27 protein-coding genes and 1 riboswitch are annotated in these 23,893 nt (G+C 40.0%); of the genes, 22 read left to right on the forward strand and 5 right to left on the reverse strand.

The window, feature by feature from the left end; genetic code table 11:
- Nucleotides 1-85 precede the first annotated feature (85 nt).
- From ABFG93_RS14240 to ABFG93_RS14295, 12 genes are all read left to right on the forward strand, one after another.
- Entirely contained in the window at nt 86-1,021 is a 936-nt protein-coding gene (locus tag ABFG93_RS14240) for an aldolase (protein WP_347548683.1), read from the forward strand.
- Nucleotides 1,014-1,304 carry a lasso peptide biosynthesis PqqD family chaperone gene (locus ABFG93_RS14245; protein WP_347548684.1) on the forward strand — a complete coding sequence of 97 codons (291 nt, stop codon included), beginning with the start codon at nt 1,014-1,016 and terminating at the stop codon, nt 1,302-1,304. Before ABFG93_RS14240 ends, ABFG93_RS14245 begins: the two co-directional genes overlap by 8 nt.
- 47 nt (nt 1,305-1,351) lie before the next feature.
- Nucleotides 1,352-1,792 (forward strand): lasso peptide biosynthesis B2 protein, encoded by a 441-nt coding sequence (locus ABFG93_RS14250; protein ID WP_347548685.1) that lies wholly within the window; start codon nt 1,352-1,354, stop codon nt 1,790-1,792.
- Nucleotides 1,793-1,818: 26 nt separating this feature from the next.
- Complete coding sequence (locus ABFG93_RS14255; protein ID WP_347548687.1) at nt 1,819-3,015, forward strand: nucleotidyltransferase domain-containing protein; 1,197 nt, start codon at nt 1,819-1,821, stop codon at nt 3,013-3,015.
- Nucleotides 3,012-4,799: an ABC transporter ATP-binding protein gene (locus ABFG93_RS14260; RefSeq protein ID WP_347548688.1), complete on the forward strand. Its 1,788-nt coding sequence runs from the start codon at nt 3,012-3,014 to the stop codon at nt 4,797-4,799. Before ABFG93_RS14255 ends, ABFG93_RS14260 begins: the two co-directional genes overlap by 4 nt.
- 31 nt (nt 4,800-4,830) lie before the next feature.
- Nucleotides 4,831-5,829, forward strand: a complete 999-nt coding sequence (locus ABFG93_RS14265; RefSeq protein WP_347548689.1) for a metallophosphoesterase — start codon at nt 4,831-4,833, stop codon at nt 5,827-5,829.
- 202 nt (nt 5,830-6,031) lie between these two features.
- Nucleotides 6,032-6,223 carry a hypothetical protein gene (locus ABFG93_RS14270; protein ID WP_347548690.1) on the forward strand — a complete coding sequence of 64 codons (192 nt, stop codon included), beginning with the start codon at nt 6,032-6,034 and terminating at the stop codon, nt 6,221-6,223.
- A gap of 70 nt (nt 6,224-6,293) precedes the next feature.
- Nucleotides 6,294-6,950 (forward strand): hypothetical protein, encoded by a 657-nt coding sequence (locus tag ABFG93_RS14275; protein ID WP_347548691.1) that lies wholly within the window; start codon nt 6,294-6,296, stop codon nt 6,948-6,950.
- A gap of 119 nt (nt 6,951-7,069) precedes the next feature.
- Nucleotides 7,070-7,336, forward strand: a complete 267-nt coding sequence (locus ABFG93_RS14280; protein WP_347548692.1) for a PqqD family protein — start codon at nt 7,070-7,072, stop codon at nt 7,334-7,336.
- On the forward strand, nt 7,326-7,781 hold the full coding sequence (locus tag ABFG93_RS14285) for a S24/S26 family peptidase (protein ID WP_347548693.1): 456 nt from the start codon (nt 7,326-7,328) through the stop codon (nt 7,779-7,781). Before ABFG93_RS14280 ends, ABFG93_RS14285 begins: the two co-directional genes overlap by 11 nt.
- A gap of 18 nt (nt 7,782-7,799) precedes the next feature.
- Nucleotides 7,800-9,605 carry an ABC transporter ATP-binding protein gene (locus tag ABFG93_RS14290; protein WP_347548694.1) on the forward strand — a complete coding sequence of 602 codons (1,806 nt, stop codon included), beginning with the start codon at nt 7,800-7,802 and terminating at the stop codon, nt 9,603-9,605.
- A 27-nt stretch (nt 9,606-9,632) separates the two neighbouring features.
- Nucleotides 9,633-10,625, forward strand: coding sequence for a nucleotidyltransferase family protein (locus ABFG93_RS14295; protein WP_347548695.1), 993 nt, complete (start codon nt 9,633-9,635; stop codon nt 10,623-10,625).
- A 74-nt stretch (nt 10,626-10,699) separates the two neighbouring features.
- On the opposite strand, the gene ABFG93_RS14300 is transcribed toward ABFG93_RS14295, so the two are convergent.
- On the reverse strand, nt 10,700-10,846 hold the full coding sequence (locus ABFG93_RS14300) for a BH0509 family protein (RefSeq protein ID WP_347548696.1): 147 nt from the start codon (nt 10,844-10,846) through the stop codon (nt 10,700-10,702).
- Between the two features lie 338 nt (nt 10,847-11,184).
- On the opposite strand from ABFG93_RS14300, the gene ABFG93_RS14305 reads away from it, so the two are divergent.
- The 7 genes from ABFG93_RS14305 (at nt 11,185) to ABFG93_RS14335 (ending at nt 17,262) form a co-directional block, all read left to right on the forward strand.
- Nucleotides 11,185-11,715 carry a TolB family protein gene (locus tag ABFG93_RS14305; protein WP_347548697.1) on the forward strand — a complete coding sequence of 177 codons (531 nt, stop codon included), beginning with the start codon at nt 11,185-11,187 and terminating at the stop codon, nt 11,713-11,715.
- Complete coding sequence (locus ABFG93_RS14310; protein ID WP_347548698.1) at nt 11,681-12,235, forward strand: TolB family protein; 555 nt, start codon at nt 11,681-11,683, stop codon at nt 12,233-12,235. Before ABFG93_RS14305 ends, ABFG93_RS14310 begins: the two co-directional genes overlap by 35 nt.
- A 49-nt stretch (nt 12,236-12,284) precedes the next feature.
- Nucleotides 12,285-13,202 carry an alpha/beta hydrolase family protein gene (locus ABFG93_RS14315; RefSeq protein WP_347548699.1) on the forward strand — a complete coding sequence of 306 codons (918 nt, stop codon included), beginning with the start codon at nt 12,285-12,287 and terminating at the stop codon, nt 13,200-13,202.
- A 101-nt stretch (nt 13,203-13,303) separates the two neighbouring features.
- Nucleotides 13,304-13,412: riboswitch (SAM riboswitch) on the forward strand.
- Nucleotides 13,413-13,581: 169 nt separating this feature from the next.
- Nucleotides 13,582-14,388, forward strand: coding sequence for a MetQ/NlpA family ABC transporter substrate-binding protein (locus ABFG93_RS14320; RefSeq protein ID WP_347548700.1), 807 nt, complete (start codon nt 13,582-13,584; stop codon nt 14,386-14,388).
- 21 nt (nt 14,389-14,409) lie between these two features.
- On the forward strand, nt 14,410-15,444 hold the full coding sequence (locus tag ABFG93_RS14325) for a methionine ABC transporter ATP-binding protein (RefSeq protein ID WP_347548701.1): 1,035 nt from the start codon (nt 14,410-14,412) through the stop codon (nt 15,442-15,444).
- Nucleotides 15,434-16,108 carry a methionine ABC transporter permease gene (locus tag ABFG93_RS14330; protein WP_347548702.1) on the forward strand — a complete coding sequence of 225 codons (675 nt, stop codon included), beginning with the start codon at nt 15,434-15,436 and terminating at the stop codon, nt 16,106-16,108. The genes ABFG93_RS14325 and ABFG93_RS14330 overlap by 11 nt, the downstream gene beginning before the upstream one ends.
- A 62-nt stretch (nt 16,109-16,170) precedes the next feature.
- Nucleotides 16,171-17,262, forward strand: a complete 1,092-nt coding sequence (locus ABFG93_RS14335) for an iron-containing alcohol dehydrogenase family protein (RefSeq protein WP_347548703.1) — start codon at nt 16,171-16,173, stop codon at nt 17,260-17,262.
- Between the two features lie 39 nt (nt 17,263-17,301).
- On the opposite strand, the gene ABFG93_RS14340 is transcribed toward ABFG93_RS14335, so the two are convergent.
- Nucleotides 17,302-17,499, reverse strand: coding sequence for a hypothetical protein (locus tag ABFG93_RS14340; protein ID WP_347548704.1), 198 nt, complete (start codon nt 17,497-17,499; stop codon nt 17,302-17,304).
- Between the two features lie 238 nt (nt 17,500-17,737).
- Here ABFG93_RS14340 and ABFG93_RS14345 point away from each other — a divergent pair, with 238 nt between their 5' ends.
- Entirely contained in the window at nt 17,738-18,235 is a 498-nt protein-coding gene (locus tag ABFG93_RS14345) for a DUF6843 domain-containing protein (RefSeq protein ID WP_347548705.1), read from the forward strand.
- An 80-nt stretch (nt 18,236-18,315) separates the two neighbouring features.
- Here the strand turns inward: ABFG93_RS14345 and ABFG93_RS14350 are convergent, their stop codons facing one another.
- Together ABFG93_RS14350 and ABFG93_RS14355 are read right to left on the reverse strand one after the other, a co-directional pair.
- Nucleotides 18,316-18,882 carry a histidine phosphatase family protein gene (locus tag ABFG93_RS14350; RefSeq protein ID WP_347548706.1) on the reverse strand — a complete coding sequence of 189 codons (567 nt, stop codon included), beginning with the start codon at nt 18,880-18,882 and terminating at the stop codon, nt 18,316-18,318.
- Between the two features lie 74 nt (nt 18,883-18,956).
- Nucleotides 18,957-20,936 (reverse strand): LuxR C-terminal-related transcriptional regulator, encoded by a 1,980-nt coding sequence (locus ABFG93_RS14355; RefSeq protein WP_347548707.1) that lies wholly within the window; start codon nt 20,934-20,936, stop codon nt 18,957-18,959.
- Nucleotides 20,937-21,077: 141 nt separating this feature from the next.
- Here ABFG93_RS14355 and ABFG93_RS14360 point away from each other — a divergent pair, with 141 nt between their 5' ends.
- Nucleotides 21,078-21,461: a DUF4870 domain-containing protein gene (locus ABFG93_RS14360; RefSeq protein ID WP_347548708.1), complete on the forward strand. Its 384-nt coding sequence runs from the start codon at nt 21,078-21,080 to the stop codon at nt 21,459-21,461.
- A 37-nt stretch (nt 21,462-21,498) separates the two neighbouring features.
- Here ABFG93_RS14360 and galU read toward each other — a convergent pair whose 3' ends face one another.
- Nucleotides 21,499-22,392: a UTP--glucose-1-phosphate uridylyltransferase GalU gene (galU, locus tag ABFG93_RS14365; protein WP_347548710.1), complete on the reverse strand. Its 894-nt coding sequence runs from the start codon at nt 22,390-22,392 to the stop codon at nt 21,499-21,501.
- Nucleotides 22,393-22,732: 340 nt separating this feature from the next.
- On the opposite strand from galU, the gene galE reads away from it, so the two are divergent.
- Nucleotides 22,733-23,767, forward strand: a complete 1,035-nt coding sequence (gene galE, locus ABFG93_RS14370; RefSeq protein ID WP_347548711.1) for a UDP-glucose 4-epimerase GalE — start codon at nt 22,733-22,735, stop codon at nt 23,765-23,767.
- Nucleotides 23,768-23,893: the final 126 nt, after the last annotated feature.

The raw sequence follows: 23,893 nt of genomic DNA on the forward strand, positions 1-23,893 counted from the left end.
AACTGTTTAATATTATTTGTGGAAAATTGTTTGTTTCTACTTGACGGTTACAGCTTTCTTGTAAAAAAAATTTGGAGTGAGCTATATGGATAGAGAAACTTATTTGTTTAAGGCTTTTGGATTTATCATAAGAAGTGATTATTATTTTCAAGAATTAGGTTATTTAATTAATAGAGATAACCAGTTTCCTGAGGATATAAATATTAGAATAGAAGATTTATCCACAGTTTGGAATGAAGAAGGGGAAGTTGGGAAATTCAAAGTTAAAAAGAATCACACTTTATTTCAGGTGAAAGATACTGCTGTTTTTTGCGTTAAAGATGGTAATACCATATTAGTTTGCCCTTTCAATGGTACTGAAGAAGATAAGATTAAGCTATATATATTAGGAACTTGTATGGGGATTTTACTTATTCAAAGAGAAATATTACCTCTTCATGGAAGTGCAATTTCAATTGAAGGTAAAGTATATGCTTTAGTCGGGGACTCAGGAGCAGGCAAATCAACATTGGCTTCCGAATTTATGAAGAGAGGCTATAAATTACTTACCGACGATATTATTCCAGTGTTAATTTCTAATAAAGGCGAATCAATTGTTGTTCCCAGTTACCCTCAACAAAAATTATGGATTGAAAGCTTGCACCAATTTGGAATGGATTCAAGTCAATATCGCCCACTTTTTGATAGGGAAACTAAATTTGCAGTGCCATTAAAGGATCAGTTCTTTAATAAACCGTTACCTCTTGCTGGAGTTTTTGAGTTAGTAAAAACGGAACAAAGTGAAGTGGAACTAAACCAAATAACCAAGTTGAACAAGTTACAAACCCTTTTCACACATACCTATCGAAATCAAATTATTTCTGGTTCTGATAAGTTGGAATGGCACTTCAAAATAACAACAAAGATTGCAAACGATATATTCCTGTATCAACTCCGACGCCCAGAATTCCGTTTTTCCGCTGCAGAACTAGCTGATTTAATTATTACTCAAATAAAAGAGGAGGACCTTTTACATGCTTGATATTAGTGTAAGTAAAGAAAAAAAATTAGTTCGACAGGTACCAGGAAATATAGCATCAGATATGGATGGCGAAAAAATAATTCTTAGTATTGAGAATGGAAAATATTATAATTTAGGCGATGTCGGAGGAGAAATTTGGGATCGAATTGCTGATCCAATAAGTATCGAAATATTGATTACAAACTTAATGGAAGAATTCAATGTTCAAAGAGATGTATGTGAAGCAGACGTTCATAACTTTCTAGAGCATTTAATAGAAGAGGGTCTTATTAAGGTGGAATGACTAAACACTGATTTCCCGTAGTATTTATTGAAAGGACTAAATGAAAAATGAGGAAGCTGAAAATATATCTTTCATTGATTAATCAGACGAGAAGCCTCTTACTAGAATCATATTATCATTTAGGGAAGGCACGTTTAGACAAAAGTGTTTCTTTTTCAAAAGTAGCACCAACACTTGGATTGCAAATGGATGAAACGGATTATGAAATAAATGGGTTACACCAGCAAACCTTAAGAAAGATCTCACAATCAATTCACATCATGAGCAAATATACCTTATGGGAAAGCCAGTGCCTGGTAAAGGCTATTGCAGCTATGAGAATGTTAGAAAGACGTGGGATTGAAAGCACGTTGTACCTTGGAACTGCTAAAGGTGAATCCGGAGAATTAATCGCTCATGCCTGGTTACGTAGCGGCCCTTATTATATTACTGGAGCTGAGGGGATGGAGAGGTTTACCGTAGTGGGGAAGTTTGCTAAAAAGTTGTGATTATTATAGGACAGAAGGGAAGAATCATGGGTAAATCTGTTAATCTATCTTTAGAAAATATTCCAAAAGAATTACGATTGATATTGAAGATCCTTAGCTCAGAAAAAATAGAAACTAAATTGCAGTCAGAAGATGATTTATTATCAGAAGTTGATTGGAATTTATTTGTACAACAGGCAAGACATCATCGTATTTATCCATTGTTATACAAAAAGTTAAAAGGTGTAAGCGATAATAATATCCCACACTTTGTAATTGAGAACTTATCACAAAGTTACAAGGAAAATACGTTCAAAATGCTTCATTTAAGCGGGGAAATGGAGAGACTTAGCAGGTCGTTCTTAAATAAGAACGTCAAGTCATTAAATTTAAAGGGACCGATTCTTGCTCAAGATCTTTATGGTGATGTATCACTACGTACATCAAGTGATTTAGATCTTCTTATTTCAATTAAAGATCTTGCCAAGGTGGAAGATTTAATGAAAGAGAAGGGCTATGAAAAAGATGATTATATAGAGACGGTGTTAGGTGATTGGAAATGGCGTCATCATCATATAACATACTTCCATCCACAAAAGAGAATCAAAGTAGAAGTACACTGGAGACTGAATCCTGGCCCTGGTAAGGAACCTAGTTTTAGTGAGTTATGGGAAAGGAGAAGACAAAATAGTTTGACTGGTTCACCTGTATATTTACTTAGTAGAGAAGATTTGTTTTTATTTTTAGCTTCCCACGGTGCACGCCATGGATGGTCAAGACTAAGGTGGCTTATCGATATGAAGCAGCTGATGGATTATTCTCTTGATTGGGAAAAAGTTTATAAATTATTAAAGAAATTCCACTATTTTTCTATAGGTGAACAAAGTATTATTCTTGCCACCGAACTACTTGAGGCAAATGTACCTATTCAATTTAAAAATCCGAATAACCATTCAGTAAAGCTTGCAAATGCAGCAATTTTTTACTTTGAAAACATGGTTAATTTACACACAGATCCAGTGCCTGAGTATATAGCGAAATATCATAAAAATCACGTATTTACTTTATTGTCATTTCAGCGAAAACTTTTATTTCTGCTTAGTTTATTTTATCCGTATCCTGAGGATATGGAGACGCTGCCGCTACCCAAAACTATCCATTTTCTATATTTCCCATTACGACCACTTTTATGGGGCTGGAGAAAGTTGAAGGCAGTATTACCCCAAAGGGGGACCGCTCTATGAGTAGCATTTTTTATTTTTTAAAGCAAATCCATCAATATTCTGGGAAAGTAATGTATGTCAACCTTATAGCATTGATGCTTATTGGTTTGCTTGAAGGTGTGGGAATTCTTTTGCTCATTCCATTAATTGGTATGACTGGTATTGTTGAAATAGATGTTGAAAATATTCCTTTCTCAGCGGTTTTTTGGTTTCTTGAAGGGATTCCAGCTCACTTGGGCTTACCTCTTATACTTGGATTTTTTATTGTGCTTGTTATTAGTCAGCATATCGTTCAACGACAAGTTACGATTCGGAATACAACTATAAATCAAGGTTTTCTTAGGCATATTCGGATAGAAACCTATAGAAGAGTACTTCATTCTAATTGGGGATTTTTTGTTAAGAAAAGAAAGTCAGATCTTATTAATATATTATTATCTGAAGTAGCCAGGGCAAGTGCTGGTACGAACTCATTACTCCAATTTTTATCTTCTCTTATTCTCACTTCTATTCAAATTGGACTAGCATTTCTTCTAGCACCGACTATAACTAGTTTTGTTTTGTTATGTGGAGTTATTCTCATTTTTTTCAACCGAAAATTCCTTAAGCGTTCTCTTGCACTTGGAAATCGTAATTACGAACATGCCAGAAGTTATATGGCAGGCATTACCGACCACATTAACGGCATTAAAGATGTCAAAAGCAATACACTGGAACAGTCACGAATGAACTGGTTTAACGGTATAACTGAAAAAATGCAGAATGAGCAAATTGAATATACTAAATTGAAAACAACGTCGCAATTATATTATAAAGCTGCTTCTGCTATTTTAATTGCGGTATTTATTTATATGGCAATTAATTTGTTTAACGCCCAGGTTGGACAGCTAACATTAATCATTGTGATTTTCTCAAGACTTTGGCCAAGGGTTGCTGGAATTCAAGCCTCTATGGAACAAATCGCAACAACGCTTCCTTCTTTTAAGGCAGTTAAGGCTCTACAGCATGAATGCGATGAAGCAATGGAATATAATGTCAGTGAGAGTACGATTAAACCAATCAACTTTAAAGAAGAAATCGAATGTCGAAACATTTACTTTCGTTACAGTAATGACGGACCTTATGCCTTGAAAAATGTGAACCTCATGATTCCTGCTAATAAAATGACTGCGTTTGTTGGACGATCTGGGGCTGGGAAAAGTACGTTAATTGATTTGTTGATGGGATTGAACCAGCCAGAAAAAGGGGAGGTCCTTATTGACGGTGTTGCTTTGAAGAGCGAGCACCTCTTATCGCTTAGGCGTTCCATAAGTTATGTTGCACAGGACCCGTTTCTTTTCAATACGACGATACGCGAGAACCTTCTATTAGTTGCACCTGAATCTAGTGATGAAGATTTATGGGAATCGCTTGAGTTTTCGTCTGCTGCAGAATTTGTAAAGAAGCTACCAGAAGGTCTTGATTCACTAATTGGAGATAGAGGAATCAAGCTGTCTGGGGGAGAAAGGCAACGTCTTGTACTTGCACGTGCTATTCTTAGGAAACCTACGATCCTCGTTTTAGATGAAGCAACTAGTGCCCTGGATACAGAGAATGAAGCTAAGATTAAAGGAGCACTCGATCGGTTGAAAGGTAAAATGACGATAGTGGTTATTGCCCATCGTTTATCAACTATTCGAAATGCTGATCAGGTTGTTGTGCTTGAGGAAGGTGAGGTTATTCAAAAAGGTGGTTTTAATCAGCTTGCGAATGAGAAACGGAATGTGTTCAGTCAGCTACTACAGAATCAGGTGAAGGCGACTTAATAATTGAATTGTGAATGGTGGGCGATCGTCATTGAAAAAACGACGCTGGAAGATGTTGATGGTGGGAACCTCTTTAATACTGACTTTTTCTATTGTTCTATATACCTTTTGGGATAACAATCGTCTTATCATTGTGAAGGAAAATATTTTAATAGAGAATCTACCTGATGAATTTGAGGGCTTCACCATTCTCCAGGTAACGGATCTTCATGAAAAGGAATTTGGCAACAATAATAAGAAGTTGCTAGATGCTATTAACTCGGTAGACTATAATGCAATTGTTTTTACAGGTGATGTTTTAGATAGTCTGGAGAGTAAGAATTATGATTATTTTTACACTTTACTTGATGGAATTAAAAATAAAGAGAATGCTTTCTTTACTCCAGGTAACACGGATCCCGAAATCTATGGATTAGATTTAAAAGGTAATCTTATGAAAAACGAGTTTGTTACTGGGATGGAGAAGAGGGGAGTGAAGCTTCTTGAAAGCATTGAATCAATCAATAATCAAGAAGCCAAACTCTATTTGGCGGATTTTGAAATGTCTCTTATGACTTCTGATGCTGTAAGACAAGATTATAATGGGAAAGTGCGACCGAAGTATGCGGTACTTCCTGAATATAGCGCATATGAGAGTACCCTGGTCGATAGAATTAGCGTTATTGATGAATTAAATGATTCAGATGTTTTAATCGCTCTAAATCACTATCCAGTCATTGATGCTAGAGTTGATTATATTAAGAAGCAGAAAGACTATGAATTTAGAAAATATGATCTAATCATCGCTGGTCACTACCATGGAGGTCAAATTCGTATTCCTTTTCTGGGTGCTTTATTTGTACCTGAGCCCTGGTATAATAATGGAGGGATATTGCCTCCACAAGATCGTGTAAAAGGCTTCTGGGAGTATAAAGGGACAAAGCAGTATGTCAGTGCAGGACTTGGCAGTAGCGACGCAATTTCGGTTATGAATTTCAGGTTATTTAATACTCCAGAAATTAATGTTCTTAGTTTAACTGGAGGAGAATGAGTAAAAAGTCTGATCTTAACAGGTGAGACTTTTTTTGTGTTGTATTAAATATTTTCATTTTGTTCTTTAACAAGAACGATACGTGTTGTATAATCAAATTAATCGGAGCAGCAGTATAGTGCTTTATTTTTTGTGCTGGTAGATTGATGGAGTAATGAGCTCTGTAAGTTTGTTCTTTATATTGAACAAGGAGGGTGAAGGTATGAAGAAACAAGAAAAAGTAGTTCAAAAGTATGGAAGTCCAAAAGTGATGACTCATCAGGTCATTCGGTTTGAAACTTCACAAAGCTGGAATAAAGGACACGGCCCTGTTTCGGGGGACGACGGAAACAGTAATGGTGGCAATTATCCTCATGATCCTTACACCCCAAAGAAGCCACACAAGAACAAATAATTATCGAGAGGTTAATGGAATATCTATTAACCTCTTATGAACACAGCACATCTAATAAAGGAGATCTAATATGGGGAACATTTCCTTTGAAATTGGAGATCATATTTTTGTGATTCAAAATAAATTAGTTAAACCGATGAAGATATTATCAATAAAAAGTAGAAGAGTTAATGAAGTGAAAGCACCTGACATGGTGATTAGATTAGAAGATAATTACGGCATCCCTTTCATAGACTACGACGTCAAAATCATAAAAGACCACACGAAAATAACCTATCAACGCTCAGATTACTTAATCGAAGTTGATCCAGATTACAAAGAAGCCACCCTATATGTTCACGATGAACTTGCTTTAAAACATGCCCTGATGAATTTATACAGCTCTTTCATCGTCCATCACAACTGGGGGCTTCTCATCCATTCCTCCTGCGCAATTGAAAAGGGGAAAGCACACATCTTTTCCGGACAATCTGGAGCGGGTAAATCAACTGCAGCTAAGCTATCACATCCTCGCGAATTACTTTCCGATGAAGCGTCCATCCTTAAAATTACTGATCAAGGTGTAACTGTTTATAATTCACCTTTTAATAGTGAACTAGATTCGAGTGATTTAGAAGAAGCTTCATTAGCAAGTATCCAACTCTTACATCAATCACTTTCAAATCGAAGAGAGAAGATATCCAAATCTGATGCATTGCTTCAGTTAATTGATAAAGTTTTCTATTAGGAACACAGTCATGAAGAGACAAGGAGAATTTTTCAAAAACTTCAGCAGCTCGTTTCGAATGTTCCAGTCTACAACCTCTATTTTCAAAAGAATAATTCGTTCTGGGAGTTGATTTCTTAATGAAGCGTTACATTCAGAATAAAACGTATGATGTTACCAGGCTTGATGATGAATATGTCGTTTTGAATACAGATAATTATACGGTTACAAAATTGAATGGTGTAGGTGGATTTTGTTGGTCGCTTTTACATGAGGAACAGACCGTTGACTCTCTTCTCGAAGCCATTCATAAGGAATTTCCTGAGGATGAACAGCCTGACGAAGGAGAAATTGAAGAGTTTATCATGGATTTGATTCAGTGCGAATTGGTCCATCATGTTAGTTAACCAGGAGACTTTTTCTGTTCTGAAACAGCTCGTACAAGAAAATGGAAGTATTGAACTTCCGGCAGAAGGAAACAGCATGTTTCCTTTCATCCGGAAGGGTGATAAGTGCCAGTTTGTTGAATGTATTCCCTCCTTATTAACAAAGGGTGATGTTGTACTGTTCTATTCTTCTTCCGGTCAGTTGGTTGGTCATCGTTTCATTCGTTCAGAGTTAATGAACAGAAAATGTGTTTACTTTTTTAAAGGAGATACAAATCTCGGCTTGGATGAGCCTGTTATAGAGGCTGATATTATTGGTAAGCTTGTTTCCGTGAAAAAACGAAAGGTCTATCTAAAGGCTGAACGGATGCACTCTCTAATGTGGTGTAAGACACTCATGACATTTCCATGGCTTTCAGGGTTGCTTCGTGTCTACTTAAACAAAAAGAACCAGCTACACCAGTAGCTTGTTGGAGTGAGTAAGATGAGCCGTTTTAACATAACGAAATTAAAAGGGAATTTAAGACGCTATTTTTCTATGGGGGATTTTCGACGAACGTTTAAGATGTTAAGGCCTTTTATCTTAAAGCATAAGAAAGCTTATTATATTCTATTTATATTGATGCTCCTCGATATTGCACTAACGATTACATTTGCATGGTTTTTTGGGAACATAACCGATGCGGCGATTCAGAGTGATTTTAAGAAGATCAAGTGGCTTGTTCCGCTTGGTGCAGGGTTAATTCTAATTAGTATTTTAGCTTCTTTTCTTGATATTTATTATAAAACAGCTGCAACAAATGCGGTCAAACGTGATGTGAAAAACCATTTGTTTCACCATATTTTAAGACTACCTCCATCGAGAGCTTCTGGTATTCATTCGGGTGAGCTTTTGTCTCACTTTAGCAATGATGTGCACAACATTGACGGTGTAATTGGTTATAACCTCATTAATTTAATCAGGCTTCCGCTTATTTATATGGCTGTCTTTACTTTTCTCATTCAAATCAATTGGACTCTTTCCCTCATTAGTTTATTGATTGCACCTGCTGCCCTGGTTGCTGGAGTAGTTTTTGGTCTTTTATTACGTGTTAACGGAAGAAAGATTCATAGTCTATTTGGGCGTATAAGCACACTGCAAAATGAAACTTTCCATGGTTTTCAAGTAATCCGAGCTTTCACCTTAGAAAAATCAATATTTTTAAAGTACGAGAAGAAGAATAAAGATCTTTACGGACTTGAAGTGGAAAATGCAAAGCTTCAGGGGTGGTATTATGCTGGAGGGCAGTTTGTCAGCTCCTTATCGTTTATGATTAGTCTGTGTATCGGAGCCTATTATGTCTCTGCCTCTGTCATGACGGTTGGTGCACTCATCATGTTTATCAATCTTGTAAATCACCTTGTGTATCCATTAACAGGTCTTGCCGGACAGTGGGCAGGGTTTCAACGTTCTGTTTCAGCATTGGAGCGTGTCTTTAATGTTCTGGATGAGCCGGTAGACTCAAATGACTTGTCTACACCGATCCGACTTACTGGAAATACCTCAAACTCTATTCAATTCAAGAATATAACATTCGGATACGATGATAATAAAACGATTTTTCAAAAGCTTAATCTGACGATTCCAGCTGGAAAGGTGGTTGCACTGGTTGGGCCGAGTGGTGCTGGTAAGACGACTTTATTCAACCTTTTGCAGGGATTTTATCGTGCGCAGGATGGGGTAATATGTATTGACGAAAGATTTACAGATGAATATTCACATTCTGAATTACGAAGTATGATTGCTCATGTACCCCAGGAAACTTTTTTATTTGGAGGTACAATTAGAGAGAATTTGCTCATAGCTCGTCCAGAGATTTCGGAAATCGAGATGATCCAGGCAGCACGGTACGCATGTATTCACGAGTTTATTTTATCCTTACCTGAGGGCTATGATACTGAGGTAGGAGAGCGGGGCATTAAGCTATCGGGAGGACAGAAGCAGAGGATTTCGATTGCTAGAGCTATTTTAAAAAACTCACCAATTCTACTATTGGATGAAGCTACTTCTGCTTTGGATAGTGAAACGGAAAGATACGTTAAGCAGTCGCTGGAGCAGTTAATGAAAGGAAGAACAACGATTGTGATCGCTCATCGCCTTTCTACCGTACAGAATGCTGATTTGATTATTGTGATGGACGAAGGAAGGATGGTTCAAAGTGGAACTCACGATCAACTCCTTCTTCAAAGTGGTCTCTATCAAAAATTAAACGGCAATCACATTTCTACTGAAAAAACCGCTATTTCCTAGTCTTGGTATTGAAAGGGTGAATGCTGAGTGGTGTTTCAACTTCTACAAACTATTTATCAAAAAAAGACAGTTTTACCTAAAGATGATTTGTATTATGAGAAAATGATGAATAGTGACCAACTAACTTGTATCTATCCTCAACTTTATACTTTATTAAAGGATCGAGGACATTTGGATAAAACCCCTCTTTTCTTTCAAGGGTTTCTAAAAGAAGGATATACTCAAACCCTGTTCAAAAATATATTTATTAAGCATCAAGCAGAAGAGATATTTAGAGCATTTGAACAAGAGGGGATTGAGGCCATTCCATTAAAAGGTGTTTGTTTTTCAGAAAGGTACTTCGGACATATAGGTGCCAGGCCTACTTCAGATATCGATTTATTAGTCAATGTTTCCGAAATTCATAAAGCCATCGCTTGTGTTAAAGAATTAGGGTTTGTTCTCGAGGACGAAAACTTGCCTGGCCATTTCCATTGTAGTTTTAGCAAAGAATTACTCGGATCTCCGATTCCGCTCTGTGTAGAAATTCACTGGGATGTGATAAAAGGGAAAACATCAAACTTTGATATAGCAGAGTTCTGGGAAGAAGCTACTTTAATGGAGGGGTATGAATATGTTTATGAACTATCTTTCTATCACACATTCTATATGATGTGTCTACATGCGTGGCGACATAATTTGGATTCAATTAAGAGCTATGTTGATCTTATGCAATTGCTATTTGTAAGTGACGAGAGTATTGATTTTACTCGTTTGAAGCAAGATGCAAAGGGTCACCAGACCTGGACTAGAGTCGTTCGTACACTCTCAATCTTATATCAGGATTTTCCTTTCATGAGAAAAATAAGGTGTTTTCCGTATGAACGACAAAACCGTTATTTTATTTCAAGGAATACAAACGGTGTTTTAAAGTATTTAAATTTTGTTGATTATCATCTGCTAAGCTATGATAATTCTAAACATAGGGTTATTGGCTTATATACTGGAGTGAAGGAGCTAATTCCAGCTAATAAGAAATGAAGCTTACTTAAACAAAGAGCGCCGGATGCAAGATCAAAGTTTGATCTTGCATCCGGCGCTCTTTTCTATTTATCTTACATCAAGTCCGCTGGTGAGTCATCAAAGTAGAGCCAGTGAAAATATTCTACTTCCGCATCAGACATTCTTAGAACTTCTTCCCTGTTCATTGTTGTTCTGTCGCACAAAAGATCAATAAATTGGTTTCGTGCTTGCTGGCTCATTGTAAATCCTCCCTGTATTTTAAGCGGTAGTTTTCCGATTCGGTAACCGCTTTCAATTTGTTAATTTTATTATACATCTCACAATGAGATGATTCAAATACCATTTTGAGATGTATCGTATATAACTGATGTGATTTTGTTATGAAAGTGAGCGGAGGTTCAGCGGAAAAATCAAAAAACAGGAACTGGTGTTCGCTTTCTGGAGGTGTGATTGATTAAAAGAATGAGATACAGGAATAATCAGCTTGTACTATTTAGGGACAGGTTAACTCTTTTTATATATGCAGGAGTTTAAGTTATGCAATGGAACTAAAAAGAGTAGGAAGGAAGTGTGAAGGATGGAAGCTGAAATGGAACAGGAAAAGGCAATTATGAACGAGAGCTCTCTTTATGATCTAACATTTCTCGGAGATCCCCAATTTTCACCTGATGGGATTTATATTGTGTATGTGAAAAAAGTGATCACAGATAAAAAGGAGTATGCTTCAAATCTAGTCATTATGAACCGAAACACGGAGATTAAGCATGATTGGACAGCTGCTTCTGGCAAGCATAGAGATCATTCCCCACGCTGGTCACCAGATGGGAAAACGATCGCATTTGTTTCAGATCGCTCAGGAGAAAATCAGGTCTGGTTGATTTCGACTGATGGTGGAGAAGCAAGGCAGTTGACAGAACTCGTTCGTGGAGTGTCTGGTAAGCCAATTTGGAAGCCCGATGGCACGTCGCTCCTGGTGTTGAGTAGTGATGGAGATGGCGAAGATGAGAAAACCGAAGGGCGTAAACCTTTAGTAGTGAACGATCTGCAGTACAAGGCGGATGGGAAAGGTTTTCTTGATGGCACCCATGTGCAGATTTGTGCTCGTTGACTTTACGTCCAGAACCGGTAAGGTTAAATGGCTCACAGATGCTCCTTATGATCATTCTAATCTAAGCTGGTCACCTGATGGCAAAAGGGTTGCGTATGAGAGAAGTCGCTATGAAGAGCCGGGTTCCTATATGCGATCTGATTTACTTGTTCATCGATTGGAGGAAGGAGGTGAGCCAGAGCAATTGAACACAAAAGGAGGAAGCTTTACGGCTCCAAACTGGTCACCAGATGGAAGTTCTCTTTCCTTTATTGGTCATGATTTTCAGCATGAAGGTGCAACCTTAAATAAAGTCTGGACAGTTGATTTATCTTCAGGAGCTTTTAGGTGCCTTACTGAGGCATATGACCTTGAATGTACAGATGTATTAATTTCAGACATGCACTGGGGAGGTGCGTCACCTGGTGCGATGTGGAATTCGGATGGGACAGGCCTTTACTTCCAAGCAAGTGAACGCGGCAATAACGGCATTTACTTTATAGGAGTAGATCGCACCATTCGACAAATAGCGGGGGGGTGACAGGCACCACTACGCGTTTCACTACCTGGCAGCCACGGACGAAGCGGCTGTGGTGATTAGTGACCCGATGAATGTAGGAGACATTTATACGTTTACCTTTGGTGGAGATCAAGTGAAAGAATGCCGTTTATCAGAGAGTAATCGTAAACTTTTTCAAAGTCAGTCACTCTCAACACCAGAATCGTTTACATACACTGGAAAGGATGGGTGGGAGATTCAGGGATGGCTTATGAAGCCGATCGGATTTGAGGAAGAGAAAAGCTATCCTATGATTCTCGAAATTCATGGCGGACCTCACATGATGTATGGGAATTCATTCGTGCATGAATTTCAGCTTCTTGCAGCGAAGGGATTTGCTATTTTGTATACGAATCCTAGAGGTAGTCATGGGTATGGACAGGACTTCGTAAACGGGTGCCGTGGTGACTATGGTGGTGGAGATTATGAGGATCTAATGGCAGGTGTGGAGGCTGTTCTTAGTGAAAAGAGCTTTCTTGATAAAGAGAGGGTTTTTGTGACAGGAGGTAGTTACGGCGGGTTTATGACAAACTGGATTGTTGGGAAAACCGATCGTTTCAAAGCCGCTGTGACGCAACGTTCTATTTCCAACTGGCAGAGCTTCTATGGCGTAAGTGACATCGGCTACTTTTTCACGAAGTGGGAGGTAGGAAGTGATCTTGATGAAGATCCAGAAAAACTCTGGGAACATTCGCCATTGAAGTATGTTGACCGGATTCAAACACCGCTTCTTATTCTTCATAGTGAGAAAGATTACCGCTGCCCAATTGAACAGAGCGAGCAATTATACATCGCCCTAAAGCACCGTGGGAAGAAGACGACGTTTGTGAGGTTTCCTGATTCAGATCATAACCTTTCTCGAAGTGGTCATCCCGAATTGAGAGTGGAAAGATTAAAGCATCTTGCAGGATGGTTTGAAGATAACTTAGCTAGTGTTAAAGAAGAATGATGACATTCTTCGACAAATAGCGGGTGGTGACAGGCACTCGGTACTTGACGCGCTACACAAAAGGTACTATACTATTTTAAATAGTTAAATAATATTGAAAACTCTTATCAAGAGTGGCAGAGGGACTGGCCCTATGACGCCCGGCAACCATCTCAGTTCGTGAGAAAGGTGCTAATTCCAGCAAACGAGTGATCGTTTGAAAGATGAGAGGGAGTTCAAGCATGAATGATTATTCTAAATCACTCAACTCTCTCTGTACGTTACAGGGGGAGTTTTTTATTTGAGAGGGGGACTTGTTTAAAGCCGAGGTTCTTTTACGCTTTGGGATTTTAGTGCTAGAACGCTTTAAATAGTTATATAAAAGAGAGGGGAATGGAGAATGAAGAAATCATTTTATTTACTGGGTGCACTTATTTTAGTTATTTTAGCTGGCTGTTCGGGGGGCGAGGCTTCGGGTGATGCGGAGGAAGGTCCTCTAAAGGTTGGTGTAACAGCAGGTCCACATGAAGATGTGATGAACAAAGTGAAGGAAGTTGCGGCGGAAGATGGTTTTGAGATTGAAGTGATCGCGTTTAATGACTATGTAATGCCGAACACAGCACTTGATGAAGGGGAAATTGACGCGAATGTTTTTCAACATGAGCCTTATCTAAATGACTTTGTGAAAGAACGTGGTCTGGAACTTTCAAAAGTGGCAACAACGATTAATTTCCCAATGGGCATTTATTCCGATAAATACGACAGTCTGGATGAGTTGCAGGATGGAGATAAAGTTGGTTTGCCGAACCATTCTACTGGAGAACCGAGAGCACTAATGCTATTTGAGGAAGCCGGCATTATTGAACTCAAAGACGGAGTTGGAGTCAAGGCTACTATTAAAGACATTGAAAAAAACCCTCATAATCTGGAGTTTGTCCCACTTGAAGCTTCACAGATTCCGAGACAGCTAGGTGAGCTAGCTATTGCAGCTATTAATACGAATTTTGCGATGGAAAGTGGACGAGTACCTACTGAGGACTCCCTTGTGATGGAGCCAGAGGATTCACCGTGGGTCAATGTTATTGCAACGCAAACGGAAAATAAGGATAGCGAGCGAATTCAGAAGCTTGTGGAATATTATCAATCTGATGAAGTGAAGCAGTTTATCGAGGATGAATTTAACGGTTCTGTCGTAGCATCCTGGTAATCAGTGGAGGGAGCGAACAAGATGATTCGATTAGAAAACATTACGAAGACATATAAGAGTGGTCATACTGTTACGAAAGCAGTGGATGATGTTTCGTTAACAGTCAAGAAAGGCAGCATTTATGGCGTCATTGGCTATAGTGGAGCGGGGAAAAGTACTCTTGTGCGCATGGTGAATCTTCTCGAACGCCCCACTGAGGGCCGAGTGTTTATTAATGATGTAGAACTCACTTCATTATCAACAGGAAAGCTTCAGAAAACGCGGCAGCGGATAGGGATGATTTTTCAATCTTTTAATCTATTAAAAACAGGGACGGTCTATCAAAATATCGCCGTCCCCCTTAAACTGACGGGCGTTCCAAAAAAAGAAATTGAGTCAAGGGTAACGAAATACCTGGAGATTGTTGGGCTATCGGATAAGCGTGATGCTTATCCTGCCCAGCTCTCCGGTGGTCAGAAACAGAGAGTAGCCATTGCGCGAGCTCTAGCACATGAGCCTGAAGTGCTTCTTTGTGATGAAGCAACGAGTGCACTTGACCCTGATACAACAGAATCGATCCTCTCCTTATTAGAGCAGATCAACAGCGACTTCGGGATTACAATTCTGCTCATTACACATGAGATGCATGTTGTGCAAAAGATTTGCCATGAAGTAGCCGTGATGGAAAACGGCCAGGTTATTGAACAGGGGCGTGTGATTGATATTTTCAGCAAGCCTGCAACAGGGACCGCAAAACGTTTCGTTCAGTCGTTATTTCAGGACGAGCTCCCAGAATCATTAGTTGAAAATTTAAAAGAACGCGGCCAGATTGTAACGCTCTCCTTTGTCGGTCAGAGTTCCGGAAATCCGGCACTGGCTCTAGTTAGTAAGAAATTTGACGTGTATCCTTCGATTCTCGCCGGGAACATTACTCAACTGAAAGATCAACCGTTTGGAAGACTCGTCGTTCATCTCGATGGTGAAGCTTCCGAAACGGCGAGGGCTGTAGCATTTTTAGAAGATAAAGGTGTTGTCGTTGAAGGCTATGTTCCGGAGGTGAAAACACATGTCAGCTAAAATTTCAGAATTCATTGATCTATGGGGTGTCGACATCTGGAAAGCGATTATTGAAACGTTTCAGATGGTAGGTATTTCGTTACTAATCTCGGTTCTGATCGGCCTTCCGTTAGGGGTACTGCTGGTGCTAACGAGACCGGAAAAAGCGCTTGAAAACAAATTACTTTTTCGCCTACTGAACGCGGTCATCAATGTGATTCGATCGATTCCATTTATTATTCTACTATTCTTCATTCTACCTTTTACAAAGATGATTGCAGGTACGACAATCGGTGTAAAAGGAGTGATTGTGCCGCTTGTTGTGTTTACTGCTCCTTACATTGCCCGTCTCATGGAGTCAGCGCTTCTAGAAGTTGATCGTGGGGTTGTTGAAGCGTATGAAGCGATGGGTGTGAAGACGCGGCATATCATCTGGCATGTGCTTGTCAGGGAATCACGTTCCTCGATTGTACTTGGACTTACGATTGCAACGATTGGATTAATCGGTGCAACGGCGATGGCTGGTCTGGTCGGTGCAGGAGGACTGGGAGATCTCGCGTATCGATACGGACATTTGCGATATGAAGTGGATGTTATGTATGTCACTGTCTTTCTTTTAATTGTGCTTGTTCAGGGGCTTCAATCGTTTGGTAATGTCCTGTCAGCACGTTTGAAGAAGGATTAAACCGATGGTCTTAAAACAAACTGAATGGAAATTGAGTTTAGTAACTGTAGGGAGATGAACAGATGGAACCAATTCAAGTAAGGGGCACACCGGGACATTATCGGTGCTACCCCGGTGTATTAACGGATCTGCCACGTTTTCTTAATGAAGGGCGATTTCAAAAGGTTTTTATTATAACTGGATATCGTTCGTGGGAAGCAGCTAAGGAGTACTTTCCTGATTTATCAGAGTTTCAGCATGCTTATTCTACATACACTGGAGAATGCTCAGATACCGAAATTGCAAGGCAGGCTGAATTAGCAAGGATTCATAGTGCGGATCTTGTGATCGGTGTCGGCGGTGGGAAAGTTCTTGATGTAGCTAAAGCGGTTGCGAATGAACTGGGTATTGACACCGCGCTCATTCCCACACTTGCTTCTACCTGTGCAGCTACTACGCCGTTAAGCGTGAAATATACCGATGATGGCAAGTTCAATACGTACACGATTTTCCCAAGAAGCACATATCTTGTTCTCGTTGAGCCGAACATTCTTCTGAACTCTCCTGGTGCATATTTGAAAGCAGGAATAGGAGATACGCTAGCAAAATGGTATGAAGCAAGAGCGTTAATTGACAAGCTCCCTTCTACTTCGATCCCGGTTCGCCTCGCGTATGAAGCGGCAAAAAACTGTCGCGATACGCTGATTCGGGATGGTGAAAAGGCGGTAGAGGACCATCAGAAAGGTTACCTAAGTGAAGCGTTCATTCGGGTTATTGAAACGAACCTTCTTACGGGGGGAATGGTTGGCGGCCTTGGTGATCGATATGGTCGAATTGCAGGCGCACACTCGATTCATAATGGCCTCACAAACGTGAGCGAAGCGCATTCTTTCCTTCATGGTGAAAAAGTAGCGTACGGCATTCTCGTACAGCTTGTCCTTGAAGGGGAGTGGGAAGAGATTAGGGGGTTATTTACATTCTACAAGCAGGTAGGACTGCCTTTCTCTCTTGAAACAATTGGAATTGAATCAGAGCGAATTGAAGCGGTAGGAGAAGTGATCGCTGAACACGCAACAAAAGAAGGAGAATCGATCCACTTTCCTGAACCAGTCACAAAGAAAGACGTGTTAGAAGCTATTCTGGGACTTGAAGCATTAAGTGTGACATTAAGTTGAATAAAAAATGCCCCTGGCGATCATTGAAGATGCCAGGGGTTAAATGTGATATGTGTGATTCGCTAGATGATCGATGTGACGGTTACGATGCTGTGCGATTTGCCTATCTTGCTTTGGATTAGACTTGAAAAAGTTTTTAATGAGTAAAAGAATCGTCATTTGAACTCCTCCTTTTAAATTAGTGTGATTACCTACGGTTAATGATTTCTTGTTCAAGTACGCGTAAATGTTCTCCATGTTTTGTTCCTCCCTTCGTCACTTTCCTTAATTTCAGTTTACGCTGATAAAGGTTTAAATAAACCGGCCACTGGATTGGTTTTCATCTCAGTCTGAAGATGGAGATTTCATAAGGCCCACTCCAGTTCGACAACTTCTGAGCTAATGCGGGTGGTGACAGGCACTACTAAAATGAAGGAAGAGGCGTTATCCCCGTCGAAAAAGAAAAGGGACATTGATAAGCCGGGGGGAGAAGTTGATGAAATGGGTCATGCTGCTTGTATGGATGCTTGTCGTTATGGTAACTGCTTCGTGTGCATCAAAATCTGCCGTCAATCATGACCAAACCGATATGATTCATCTTGTTCCAGAAGGTTTTGAAGGCCAGTTGATCGTTATTTACAACGTGGAAGGGGCACCGAAATTAAAAAAGGAGAAGGGATTTACGCTAATCCCTTATGAAGAGGATGGTATGTACCTCACATCAACAGAAGATATGGAGTATGGCGCTGTTACGGATACTTTCTATTATGTTGATCAAAAGGATAAGCGAACGCCAATTGAAAAGCACTGTACGTACTTGTTTCCGAATGGTGGAATTTCAATAGAGGATCGGCGTCTCCTGTATAACGCTTACTATTTGACGCAATCCCATTGTAGTGAAAGCTTCTTTAGTAATGGGCCAGAAAATGAAGGGAATCGGAATGTAGGGCAAACAGTAGAAGCAAAAGTGAGGGAAGAAGGTCTTCTTGAATAATATAGAAACATATGTGTCTCGTTATGTAATAGAAGAAAAAGCAAGGCATAGGCGTTTTCACGCCTAGTGCCTTGCTTTTGTTATGTCTGACGCTGCCAGATTCGATCCACTTGCATTAATTCCTCTCCAACAAATGTTAATCGATAGACATCAGGCATATCAAGATTTCTCCAGAAGTGAACATCATAGGATCTATTAAAATAGCTCATCATCAACACCATCAGGTTTCCATGAGTGCCAATCACAATACGTTTTCCTTTATACCTATGTAGCACTTCTTTCAGTGCCAGAATGCCTCTCTGTCTTGCTCCTTCATTGGATTCACCACCTGGTAAGCTGAAATGCTCATTTGACCAAACAGACTCAATCGCTGATTGGAAGTTTTCAACGGGCCCGTCTGCAAGTGCTCTTTCTTTAAAACCTGCTATAGTCTGCACAGGTTTATTAATATGTTTTGCTATGCCCTCTACCGTTTGAATTGCACGCTTATACGGGCTTGAGAGGATCACATCAACATGGATATTCTTCATCAGCTCAGTTAATCGTTTCTGATCCTCACGTCCTTCTTCTGAAAGTCCACGCCCGTACTCATCAGAATTGTAGATAGAATGGGCATGGCGCACAAGATAAACTTCTGTCGTTTTCATTTGAATTGTATCACCTCTTTAAAGTGGTGATGTGGTGGGGGTCAGACACGTGTCTGACCCCCACCCACCACCACCTACCTCCTTTCCAAAATCACCTTAGTTAACTGTGTTCTATTCTTTACACCTGTTTTTTCATAAAGACGGCTCAGATGCTTCTTGATGGTTACTTCGCTCAGGGATAGTTCTTTTGCGAGTTTCGCATTTGAGTACCCCTGAATGACAAGGGTAGCAACTTCCTTTTCTCTAGGTGTGAACTCGAAGTGGTCGAGTGGCGTTTCGATCAAGTTTACTCCTAGAGCTTTCGCGAAGGTTTCAAGATATAGCGGCAGACGCGAGTTTCGCAAATCCAATTCATAGGTTTTTGATGGTCTTGATGGACCGTAATCATAGTGCTCGGCTTCAGGTATTTCTTCAAAACGAAATTGGTTTAATAACTCCTGGTAAAAAGGGAGTGGCGTGGAGGCGATCAGGATTCCTTCTGTCAGAATGAGTGGAAGGAGATGATAAAGTAAAGCTTTTCGATCCTCCATTCGTGTAACGTCCTTGACGCCAAGGTACCGTATGACCCAACCGGAGGGTGTTTTCCTAGCCGAAATTCGCTTTTCTTCTGTTAGTGATAATTGGTTAAAATAGCTTCGTGTAACAGGTCTTCTTTTTAAATCTGGAAGTGTTGATGCCTGGATCGGGATAAGGAATGCGACACCTGAAACAACACCGTCATGATTCCAGAGCAGTTTAACATGTTGAACACCAATTGACTCGATCATTTCTTGCGTAACGAACGATGACTCCAGTTGATTAATGTTCTCCGGTACGTGATGTTGATAAGTTTTGCCACTCATTTCATCAACAAAATCCGTGCTAACTTGAGACTTTATAAGCGAGTTTTCCTTTAGAAAAGGAAGAATTTCTGGCCAATCCTCATTTCTCGCGGATGTCATACTATAAGATGAAAGGGATTCGTGATCAAATAGCGCCGCTCGCATCATTGGTTCATTGAGAAGATAGAAAAATTCACTAATTTCAGCTGACTCCATTAAGCGATCCTGCTGTTGAATGAACGTTCGACAATAGATTAGGGCACGTTTCCAGAGGTGTTCATAGTACGAAGGCTTTCTTCTGCGGAGGTCATCTCTCATCGCTCTTTTAAACAGCGAATTTAAATACCATCCCGACTCTGTTTCTTCAAAAAATGAAAGAGAAACAAGCGCTTCAAAGTCCTTTCGTGGCATCTCTCGATCAAGCATCACTTCTATTTTCTCCTGTTGAATGTACCGTCCAATCGATGCCACTTCAATATAAGGAAGTAAATGATCATCCTCTAATTCACTAAGCCACTCTTTTACTACTGTTCGATAGACGGATTGTTCGTCACTTTCTTTCCATTCATTTGTTTGATGTAACTTTTGTACGCAAAGGGAGAGAGCATAAGGATTTCCTGATGAGAAGTGCCAAGCCTTTTTCGTGAGCTCAGAATCAAGCGTTTGGAATGCAGCATCATATTGTCCAATCGTAAAATTTGTTAGCTCTATGGACTGAATGAACGGGTACCAGATTGAAGCCTTCCATGACGCATTGAGCGGCTTACGTCCACAAAAAATCAGGATACTTGATGCAGGTAGGGAAGGAAGGAACGATTGTCTAAACCATTCATCAAGCTTCTCAAAACGCTCATAAGAATCAATTGCCACCACAAATCGAATTCCTTTTTTTTCGAGTTGGTGAATGTGCATGTTGATCGCTTCAAGGGGGGGGACGTAAGGATTGGAGACTCCAATTTGCTCGAGCAACAATCTTAAGAAAGAACCCGGTTCTGCTCTTGAATACTGGGCATTAACTAGATAAAATTCGACACCTCTATTCAGGGCTTCCTTTTGATAATGAATAATCAATTCGCTTTTCCCAGTTCCGGGCTGTCCGTAAATGGATAAAATCCCACTCTTGCCTTCGTTAATCAAATGGGAAAAAATAGCAAGCTCTTTCTCTCTAGTAATGTTAAACGGAAAGGGTTTTCCATGGTCATCTTCGTCATAAACTGGAAGATCTGGAAGCATAATTTTATTTCACACTCCTATGCATAAAGTTGCATCCTATAGTATAAGTAGTATACTTTCGTATACTACCCCCTCAATCCTGCTTCTGATAAAATTAATTTATGAAATATTCAGAATTAACTAAATTAGGGAGGGGTATCAATGGAAGTCGGCAATAATGGTCCCGAAAAAGTGGAACAAACACCTCGAAAAACATCCAGTGGAATGGATGAAAATGTCGCAGGACTGTTGACCTATGTACTTGGATTTATTACAGGACTTATCTTTTTACTAATTGAAAAGGAAAACAAATTTGTTCGCTTTCACGCAATGCAGTCAATTGTGGTGTTCGGAGCACTTTTCGTTGCAAGTCTTGTATTGAATGTGATCCCGGTTATCGGAACAATCGTATCGGTGCTTATTTTACCGCCGCTCAGTCTGGTTGTCTGGATTGTGTTAATGGTAAAAGCGTATCAGGGGAAAATGTATAAGCTTCCTGTAGCCGGTGAGTTCTCTCTAAAACAGCTTGAAAAGATGAATAACTAAGAAACCGCATTTCCCTTTATAGGGAATGCGGTTTTTTTTACGACTGTTTTGTTGTTAACTCCTGATCAACAACTTGCTTTAAATAGTTCATCACATCTTTTTGAAGGTCGGGACGATTAAGTGCAAAGTCGATTGTTGCCTTAATGAATCCGAATTTATCACCTACATCGTAACGCTGACCTTCGAATTCATGTGCGAATACAGCCTGTTGCTCGTTAAGCACTTTAATCGCATCCGTTAGTTGAATTTCACCGCCAGCACCTTTAGGAAGGTTTTCAAGGATCGTGAAAATTTCAGGCGTTAAAATGTAACGACCTAAAATAGCGTAGTTAGAAGGAGCTTCTTCAAGGGACGGCTTCTCAACAAGTGATTTAATCGGAATAATGCCGTTATCAATTTGTTCCCCTTTAGGTGCAATGATGCCATATTTTGAAACTGCGTCATCTGCAACCTGTTGAACGCCGACAATGGAAGTGCGGTAACGGTTATAGCTATCCATTAACTGTCCAATACATGGTTGCTCCGATTTCACGACATCGTCTCCGAGTAGAACTGCGAAAGGTTCATTTCCGATAAAACGACTTGCGCAGTTAATCGCGTGGCCAAGTCCTTTTGGCTCTTTTTGACGGATGTAGTGAATGTTTGCAAGGTTAGAAATTTGCTGAACTTCTTTTAACATTTCGTCTTTTTGTTTCTTAATTAACGTTTCTTCAAGTTCATAGGATTTATCAAAATGATCCTCAATCGCTCGTTTTCCGCGACCGCTTACAATAATAATATCTTCAATACCAGCAGCGACAGCTTCTTCAACAATATATTGTATTGTTGGTTTGTCCACGATTGGTAACATTTCTTTAGGTTGGGCTTTAGTTGCTGGTAAGAACCTTGTTCCCAGACCAGCAGCCGGTATGATCGCTTTCCTAACTCTCATGTTGAATCCTCCCAGTAACTATATGATTTCAAACTTCATTTAAGTGCTTACTAATATTAACATATTCCCCGACTTTTTTCCTGCTTTATCACGGCTTGAGCACTGAGCAGGGACAGACTCCAAGAGGGAATTCCTTATACTCAGATTTTTCGACAGGAACGATTGGTTTCCTTCTTATTCTCACAAAGTATTCGTAAATTAATTAAATTATTGAGAACTTATTGTCTGACCTTCTTCCTGTAGCTCGTTTTTTGATGATTTCCCATGAAAACCCATTATGCATATGGTATGATAAGAAGGGATTTATTGGTGTTCGATTATTGTTAATGGGGGGATTTAAATGGCTGTTTTGGTAACAGGTGGAGCAGGATACATAGGGAGTCACACGTGTGTACAGTTACTAGATCACGGATCTGATATCGTAGTAGTGGACAATTTTTCAAATAGTAAAATGGAGTCGCTAGATCGTGTACGTGAGCTAACAGAAAGAGATTTTCCTTTCTATGAAGTTGATTTGCTCGATCGTGCTTCGCTTGAACGGGTTTTTGAAGAGAACCATATTGAAGCTGTTATCCATTTCGCAGGATTGAAAGCTGTTGGTGAATCCGTAGCAAAGCCACTTCATTATTATCACAACAACCTCACAGGGACCTTTGTACTTTGTGAAGTAATGGAAAAGTACAATGTTCGAAACATTGTGTTTAGCTCATCGGCTACTGTGTACGGTATGCCAGATGTGATGCCTATTACAGAAGAGGCGCCACTCAGCGCGACAAATCCTTATGGCCAGACGAAGCTCATGATTGAGCAGATCCTTCGTGATCTTCATGTGGCTGATTCGAACTGGAGTATTGCTTTATTGCGCTATTTTAATCCGATCGGTGCCCATGTAAGCGGGCGAATTGGAGAAGATCCTAACGGAATTCCGAATAACCTGATGCCGTTTATTAGTCAGGTTGCTGTTGGGAAGCTTGAACAGCTTAGCGTGTTTGGAGACGATTACGACACAGCTGATGGCACGGGAATCCGTGATTATATTCATGTGGTTGATCTTGCAAATGGTCATTTAAGAGCCCTTGAGCATGTTCTTGGTACAACTGGTGTCAACGCTTATAATCTCGGAACAGGAAATGGCTACAGTGTTCTTCAGATGGTCAAAGCGTTTGAAGAAGTGACTGGAAAAGAAGTAGCTTATTCCATCGCTCCACGTCGCCCTGGTGATATTGGGGAATGCTATGCCGATCCAACGAAAGCACGGAAAGAACTTGGATGGGTGGCAGAAAGAGGAATTGAAGAAATGTGCTGTGACACCTGGCGCTGGCAGTCGGGCAACCCTGATGGGTATAAACGGGAAGGGGGTCAGGTACGTACCTGACCCCCTCGAAAGACATTTGTCTTCGTGCAGAGGACAATCTGGTCTGCTTCCTTTATTGGAAGCAGACCTTTTGTGTTTAAGAATAGTGCTCTATATAATACTTGTAAAGTGAACAGAGATTTGAAA

The organism is Pseudalkalibacillus hwajinpoensis, assembly GCF_039851965.1.
In the GTDB taxonomy this organism is placed as follows: Bacteria; Bacillota; Bacilli; order Bacillales; family Guptibacillaceae; genus Guptibacillus; species Guptibacillus hwajinpoensis_E.